Below are 7,907 nucleotides of genomic sequence, written 5' to 3' on the forward strand. Positions count from 1 at the left end.
ATAAATTACCGTAGTATTACCTGATTTTAAAAACAGCTAACAACCCCTTTAAATCTAGTATATGATTAAAGTAAGTTTGGTCATATCCTAAATACATCATACCCTATGACAACAACCTCAAAAACGTCGACGACAGCAAAAACAATTCCAGATGAAACAACAGATTCGACTGGGACAACAAAAACCACTGCAGCTTCACCCACTTCTAAAGTATATGGAATCTCTGATGAGGTTAAGGAGGAAATGAGTAGCGAGATTAATGAGATGGTCTCTTTTGCAGTCTATAATGGAATCACGATCAATACAGATGTAGTGAATCTTATTCAAGATTGCTCTGTAGACAATCTAGTGAATGCCCATAATATGTTGTGTGAAAATATAGCACCTGCAACACCTAAGTCTATAGCATACACTAAGCGTTTACGTAAGGATACTACAAAAAAATCATTGTTTAGTAAGCTTCCATTAGTACGTAATCTTATTGTGCTTTCTCTTATTTTTTTAGCAACATTTATAATCACAGGCTCTTCAGAAGATGTGAATAATGCTTCATTAGATCTTGGAGTTATGAATAATCATGGGAAGTCGTTGTTACTCAATCTCGCATATCTTTCTTCTATTTCAGGACTTGGCGTATTATTTTACTTACTTAAAAATGTAAGTACTTCCGTTAAGAATGGGAATTTAGTTCCTGAAGACACTATTTATTATATAGCGCTGATTGTACTGGGGGTTATTTCAGGACTCATTATGTCAGAAATACTTAATTTTTACACAAAAGATCCAGATAATATCAATCTTTTCAATAAAAGTGTTCTGGCGCTTATAGGTGGTTTCTCTTCAGATGCTATATTTACAGTATTACAAGGACTTATAGATCGTCTTAAGGCCATATTTGCACCTTCAAACTCAAACTAAACTCATGATCACAAAAGAACAATTTCAAACAGTCGTTCCCGATGTAAATTGGAAATATATAGAACCTTATCTGGATATTTATGTGTCGGTATTAGATCAGTATGAGATCAATACATCGTTGCGTAAAGCACATTTTCTAGCACAGATATCACATGAGAGTGGGAGCTTTAAATATGTTTCAGAAAACTTAAATTATTCTGCTAAGGCTTTATATGCGGTTTTTAGAAAGTATTTCCCAACACTAGCAGCCGCCGAAGGATATGCAAGACAGCCCGAGAAAATAGCAAATAAGGTATATGCAAATAGAATAGGGAATGGAAGTGAGGCAAGTGGTGATGGTTGGAGATATAGAGGACGTGGTTTGATACAATTAACTGGAAAGGATAATTACAAATCATTTTCAGATGCCACTGGACAAGATTTTGTGTCTCATCCAGACTTGGTAACAAAACCAGAATGGGCGTTGTCTTCTGCGTGTTGGTTCTGGAAGAAACGAAGAATCAATAGATTTGCAGATACAGATGATATCCATATGGTTACCAAACTTATCAATGGAGGATTTAATGGTCTTGAACATAGACAGCATTTCTTAGATGAATATAAAAAACTATACAATATTTAACCTACATATTATGAAAACAATTAAAAGACTTTTGATGCTTTGCTTGACACTTTTAGTCATTGTGTCTTGTGCATCTATACCTGCTTCTACTTCTACATTAAGTAAAGAGGTCATTAAGGAAGCAGATGGAATGCATCAATTAACGATTTCTTTGGTGAATCAATTGTATGCAGAGCGTGAGCAACGTATTAATGATTTCATTACGTATAAGTACACACCTGCATTGCTAAAGAATTATCAAAAACTACTTCCAGATTCACTGGATTACAAAACCGAACTTCCTAATATTTTAAAGAGTATCGTGCCGGTAATTAATAAGAAACGAGATTCGCTTCAAGGAGTATTAAGTGCCGAACAGCAAAATATTATAAAACAGCTAAATGCTAATTATGCGACCTATACGACTTCTTCGGCAGCATTACAAGGATTGATAGACTCTGCCGTAAAATTAAAAACCTCAGAGAGTAATGCATTAACGGCTTTAGAGCATCTTACGGGCGTATCTCCAGGAACAGTTTCTACAATTGATGCTAAATTAGAAAAGCTTTTAACAGATTCAGGTACGACAATAGCACAATTACTTCAAATAGCAAACAGTTTAAAACAATAGGATTATGAGTATAGATTGGGATGCACTAGCAAATAAAGCAGCACAACAAACAGATCAGGAGTTTCATGATGAGCTGGCAAAGCTTACAAGTTTAAACACCACAGAAATAGATAACTTTATTTCAGAAAGTAGCATAAGTAATGCAAATGCAGTAAAAGTGCTAAAAGAAATAAATGATGCTACGCGATCTAATAATCAAAAAGCAACGGCGATTGCAAGTATAGATAGTGGAGTTGGGTTTTTAGTGAGTTTGGTAGGTAAAGTAGTATAATTGTTTTTGTTTCAATAAAGGTTTTTTTACGTGCCTTCCTTTCGGTAGGCAGGTTTCGCGAAAGCGAATATAGATATACGCTATATTTAAACTTTAGCAAGAAATAAAATGAGTAAACCTTCTTAAAAGGTATTGAGGTGTGACTTGCGTTATACAAGTTTGAAAATAACCAATGCATACGCATAAAAACGTATGTAACGTAACGCACCGAAGAGTAAGTAATTGGTAAATTTATACTTAATCATTCCTGCAGCGATACTTGTCATCGCAAATGGGATAGGTAATAATGCACCTACTGCTATAATAAGACCACCCCATTTACGCGTATTCTTAATATGTTTTTTCATGCGTACTTCAAGATAGTTGTGTACAGCTGGTATTTTGGTAATCCCTTTGCCCATAAAAAATGAGAAAATACCTCCCAAATAAGACATGGTAGCTAATAATGTAAGGCTTATAAGCGGGGTTGCTGTTTTTCCACTCCATGCAATAAACAACTCAGGGGGTATGATTCCTAAAATAGATTCAGAAAGTAAAAATGTTAGAATAATGGTAAAGTCAGAATAATTATCGATAACATATGTGAGTGCTGTATTTACATCAATCACAAAATAGTTGATCAGTAATAAGATCCCAACAACAATAAGAATAGCAGGTACTGCTTTTTTTAGCGCATCTTTAATAAAGCTATAAAAACCTGTATAGCTATAATACTGATGCAATAGTTGCAGACGACTCTTTTTTCTCGTTTTTGAAGAACTCATTATAAATTCATTGGCTATTTTGGGAATGCAAAAATACTATATACTAGACGTATTTTATACTAATAAATTACTAAAAAACGAAAGTATTTTCAGGTTAGACGTATTTTTGGTCAGTATGTTACGTATTAAACTCTTTTGAAATAAAAATTTAATGAGTAGTAAGTTACTTTGACTTTCGATTATGCTCCTTTTAAAAATGTTTAAAAGTTTAGGGTTTAAAAGTTTAAAAGGTTGTTTTTATACTTCAACACTTAACCCCATTCTCGACTGCGCTCGAATTGACTGCAAAATATTCTATCCTAGAAAGGAGAGTTAGGGAGATGTTTTACAGATTAGTTTAGAGAGTAAAATGTTTATGGTTTAAAAGTTTAAAGTTATAGGTGATTTTTATACTTTAACACTTAACACTTAACACTTAACACTTAACACTTAACACTTAACATTTAACACTTAACACTTAACATTATCCTCGACTATATAGTATTAGGATATACCTATCAACTAAAATAGCGTAAACACTCTAAATTAGAGTGTTACTCTATTTTGAAATCTATATTCTTTACTCTTTTTCTATGTGCTACTTTTTCAAAATTTACTATCTAAATCAACGATTTTATGTTGTATTGCATAGACAACAAGACCAGCAATGTTTTTAGATTCTGTTTTAAGTAATAAGTTATTACGATGCCCTTCTACCGTACGCGGACTTATAAAAAGGGCTTCTGCGATTTCGTTGGTAGTGTGTTGTTTACAAATAAGCTCTAACACTTCTTTTTCTCTTTTTGTAAAGTAGGTCGTATCAAAGTTAGATTTCAGTTTCTTCTCGGATGGATTTAGAAGTCCTTCTTGTATAAACTTAAGTACTTGCGTATCGTAATAGAACCCCTTTTCGTATACTTCTTTAATAGTTTTTACCATGAGTTTAGGAGTACTGTTTTTTGCGAGATAGGCAACAGCTCCTATCGAAATCATATTGACGATAAATGGTTTGCTAAAATAACTTGTTAACGCAATAATTTTTATATCAGGAAACTCTTTGTGTATGAGCTTAGTAGCTTCTACGCCGTTCAATTCAGGCATTTTAAGGTCAGTAAGAATGACGTCTGGGAGTACTTCACTAGCGCGTAACTGATCCATTAAATCTTGTCCGTCTGTGGCATCAAAAAGTACGTCAAACTCTTTTTCTCTGGCTAAAATAGCACGTAAGCCTTGCCTGAATAATAATTCGTCATCTGCAAGGGCTAATTTTATTTGGTTACTCATTGTTTTTTGATTGTATAGTGAATAAACTTCCTTTATCTATTTCGCTTTCTACATGTAAATCACATTCTAGGATGGCAGTTCTACTTTTAATATTTTGTAAACCAATACCTGATTGCTTTCTAACTTTTTTGACATCAAATCCATTTCCATTGTCTTTACAGGTAAAAATAAAACGGTTCTCTCCGTCTTTTTTTAATTGAATGTTCATACGGCTGGCATCTCCATGACGCACCGCATTATTAATTAATTCTTGTGCAATTCTGAAGATATGTAAATCATTGGTTTTACTTAAAAAGTCAAGTTCATCTATATCGTATTTGATTTGTACTTGCTTGCTTTTTGTAAAATCTTCAAAGAGCTCTTCTAAGGCGACTTTAAGTCCAAACTTATCTAAGATAGGAGGTAGGAGGTCATGGGCAATTTTACGAGAGCTTTCTAAGGTAGTTGTGGTGACTCCTAAAATATGCTCTAGCGATGATTTTTGTTCTTCATTGATGCTATCATCATCAAGTAGTAGGTTTGTAGTAAGGCTTACCACATTCAAACGTGCGCTAATGGCATCGTGTAAATCTTGTGCAATACGTTTGCGTTCTTCTTCTTGTGTAGCAATCGTAGCTTGAAGAATCGTTTTTTGATGTTCTAATTTTAAAGCTGCTTTCTCAAGCTCTTTTTGAATGATTTTACGTCTTGAATAATGGAAAAACAAGAGCAATCCCGTAGTCAATAAGACTAGGAATATAATACCATAAACAAGTGCTGCTATTACTAGGCTTTGGTCTTGTATGATGAGAAACTGTTTTTCCATTCTAAAAATGTTAAGATTAAAAATACTAGGTATAAAACTTTGTGTATAAACCATATGTTTCTTGCAATGGTCTTATCTATTTCTTCTCCAGTAATATAATTGCCAAGAATAAAGATTAATGTTGTTGCAGTTATATAAATCAAAATTGCAGCATTAAAATATAAATATTCTCCTCTTGTAGTTAAAGAGTTGTATAGATGTATTGTAGAGTATATCGTTAAGGGAAATGATGTTAGAAATATTTCTAATAAGCTGAATTTAAAGAATTTATGATAATCTAGTGCGTATTGAATACCTAAAATAAAAATTACAGAAACAAATAAAATTTGAATTAACTTTTGCTGAGATTTATGTCTTAATAAAGTGATGTAAAATATAGATAATATTATGAATTGAAATATAAAATAAAAATGAGATAAATATAGATTTCGTATTTTAAATTCATTAAAAATATTAGTTATAGTTAATAATGTTAAACTAATTATTATGTAAATATATAAGATATTAAAAGCCATAAAATTTTTATAATACTTATGGCTTTTAGTAAATAAAATAAAATTTATAATCAATAACAGAATTCCTAAATACTTAACAATATCATCTATAAATTCTGTCATTTTTTAAAAAAATTAATGATTTAAAGGACTATTTGGATCACAGTTATTAGGGCATGGGGCTGTAAAATCAAACACTCCGCTACCATTAAGGGTTATGCCACTTGGATATGTAACTAGAGCTTCCTCACCATCTTTTTCCTCAGCAACAATGTCCTCATAAATAATGTTGCCATTTCTGTCTAATTTACCTGTGTTTACTGTACCAACAAATAATAATTTTTCACCTTTCCCAGGATCTTTTACTTCATCTGGATTAATTGCCAGATACGAACGAATCATTTCGTCTTTCTTTTCATCAAATTTACCTGAAATTACACCATTATCAATTTTAATAATACCCATTTCAGACAAGGTTCCTAATAAATCTTGAATTGGTACTAAAAAAGCTTTACAATGATTAGAGTTTTCTGTTTGCCATTTTTCTGTCCATGTTTTGGCATCACAAATGGAAATCAAGTCGTCATTAATTGTACTCATTAGTTTAGAGGTTTTTGGTTAATAAGTCTCCAAGTTCGCTAAAAATGCTTGATTAAAAAACATTTTTTCAAAAAACAGGTAGTTTTACGGGGTGTTGTTTTTAAATAGCTTTCTAAGCTAGTGTTTTTAATTCACAGCGTATTTAAAAAGTAGCATAATAAAGCATATATAACCAGAGTGTTGCAGTTTTTTTGCAGAATACATACGAAGGTATTTATTTATTTAAATGCGCCTTTACATATATTGTGGTTTTCCCGTAGAAGTACGTATAAAATAGTGTTTGTTGTCTAGTACATTTGGTATCTTATAAAGCACCTATAAAATTATGAATGCCAATTATAAAATATCTTCCCTGCGACTTTTTATCGTTTTTGTCTTTTTAGTGTTGTTTGTGATTAGTTTTGCTGCCTGTAAACAACGTAAGAATACTAAAAATGAAGTGATACCTAGTTCGAAAACTTCTATACAAAAAGAGAGTATTCATCCAGGGTATGATAGTACGCAAATAGCTTATTTAGGAGATCTGTTTGAAAAAGCGATGATAGATGCTCAAAATCCTACGCCTGAAGAACGGTACGAAGACCTTCTGCCTATTGAAGGGAATCCTAATCTTATCGATACGCTTATTAAGGGAGAACGTTATATACAGGTTGTCTCTTGGAAATCAAATCCTGACAATTATTCTCAAAAAGGAATCGATAGTACGCAAGGGTATGATATATGGGTGACACTTGCGCCCATTATAAAAGATAGTTGCAGGAGCTTCTTTAAAACACAGAAAGATCCTATTATGCGTTTACGACAATTACTAGGATTACAACCTTTTACAGAAGAAACATTCTTTCTAGAACTATGGGTAAAACCTGAAGATTTATATCGCCCATGTCCAGATAACGGAACGGATGACACGGTTTGTGAATTAAACGTGCCTAGTGATATTACAGAAGAATACCGTACTTGGTTTAATCATACACGTGCTGTACAGTATAATGATTGTACAGATACAGAGTTTAAAGAATACGGATACCCATGGACGCAACTTGGATATACGTATGATTGGAGCCCAGATAATCCATCAAATATAGGATTGTCTGAGTTTGTGATTCGTAGACATCGATATATGTATGTGAGAGGAAAACATAAAACGGAAGTGTATTGTACGGAGTAATTCTGTTTTAAGAATTACTTATTTAGATAATGTAGATTTTATGTGACGTATTCACCTATAGATTATTGTTATGTCAACCTGAACTCGTTTCAGGTTCTCATGAAAAGGAATCTATTATTTGGATGATGAGATTCCGAAATAAATTCGGAATGACGGTATGTGTTTTATAATCACGTTAATGCTGAATGTCGAATGATTTAAGATTAACGATTGTTGATTGCTGATTTTTGAATTTTAAAAAGGTGTATATGGCTATTAGTTAACAGCTACCGACTATCTATGATGATACGGTTCACCTTTTAGAACAAGATTTGATAACGGAAAGTTTATTTTAAAAATGTGCTAGAAATTACATTTTAAAATAAACAACCACCCTACTTATAGAGGTATTT

At 32.4% G+C, this 7,907-nt stretch carries 9 protein-coding genes; 5 read left to right on the forward strand and 4 right to left on the reverse strand.

The features are described 5' to 3' along the window. Window positions 1–105: 105 nt before the first annotated feature. The 4 genes from Q1A60_RS21125 to Q1A60_RS21140 are packed head-to-tail and all read left to right on the forward strand — an operon-like array spanning window position 106 to window position 2,421. Window positions 106–918, forward strand: a complete 813-nt coding sequence (locus Q1A60_RS21125; protein ID WP_299769838.1) for a hypothetical protein — start codon at window positions 106–108, stop codon at window positions 916–918. A 4-nt stretch (window positions 919–922) separates the two neighbouring features. Further along, window positions 923–1,540, forward strand: a complete 618-nt coding sequence (locus Q1A60_RS21130; RefSeq protein WP_299769841.1) for a glycoside hydrolase family 19 protein — start codon at window positions 923–925, stop codon at window positions 1,538–1,540. Between the two features lie 10 nt (window positions 1,541–1,550). Then, complete coding sequence (locus Q1A60_RS21135; RefSeq protein ID WP_299769844.1) at window positions 1,551–2,150, forward strand: hypothetical protein; 600 nt, start codon at window positions 1,551–1,553, stop codon at window positions 2,148–2,150. A gap of 4 nt (window positions 2,151–2,154) precedes the next feature. Continuing rightward, window positions 2,155–2,421, forward strand: coding sequence for a hypothetical protein (locus tag Q1A60_RS21140; protein ID WP_299769847.1), 267 nt, complete (start codon window positions 2,155–2,157; stop codon window positions 2,419–2,421). Between the two features lie 149 nt (window positions 2,422–2,570). Here Q1A60_RS21140 and Q1A60_RS21145 read toward each other — a convergent pair whose 3' ends face one another. From Q1A60_RS21145 to Q1A60_RS21160, 4 genes are all read right to left on the reverse strand, one after another. Next, window positions 2,571–3,185, reverse strand: coding sequence for a short-chain dehydrogenase (locus tag Q1A60_RS21145; protein WP_299769850.1), 615 nt, complete (start codon window positions 3,183–3,185; stop codon window positions 2,571–2,573). 585 nt (window positions 3,186–3,770) lie between these two features. Next, window positions 3,771–4,448, reverse strand: a complete 678-nt coding sequence (locus Q1A60_RS21150) for a response regulator transcription factor (RefSeq protein ID WP_299769853.1) — start codon at window positions 4,446–4,448, stop codon at window positions 3,771–3,773. Next, window positions 4,441–5,253, reverse strand: coding sequence for an ATP-binding protein (locus Q1A60_RS21155; protein ID WP_299769856.1), 813 nt, complete (start codon window positions 5,251–5,253; stop codon window positions 4,441–4,443). Before Q1A60_RS21155 ends, Q1A60_RS21150 begins: the two co-directional genes overlap by 8 nt. A 629-nt stretch (window positions 5,254–5,882) precedes the next feature. Next, a complete protein-coding gene (locus Q1A60_RS21160) occupies window positions 5,883–6,347 on the reverse strand; it encodes a hypothetical protein (protein ID WP_299769859.1) in 465 nt (154 codons plus the stop codon). A 325-nt stretch (window positions 6,348–6,672) separates the two neighbouring features. On the opposite strand from Q1A60_RS21160, the gene Q1A60_RS21165 reads away from it, so the two are divergent. Further along, window positions 6,673–7,515 (forward strand): hypothetical protein, encoded by an 843-nt coding sequence (locus Q1A60_RS21165; RefSeq protein WP_299769862.1) that lies wholly within the window; start codon window positions 6,673–6,675, stop codon window positions 7,513–7,515. Window positions 7,516–7,907: the final 392 nt, after the last annotated feature.

Origin of the sequence: uncultured Dokdonia sp. (assembly GCF_947492535.1) — a bacterium.
Classification (GTDB): Bacteria; Bacteroidota; Bacteroidia; order Flavobacteriales; family Flavobacteriaceae; genus Dokdonia.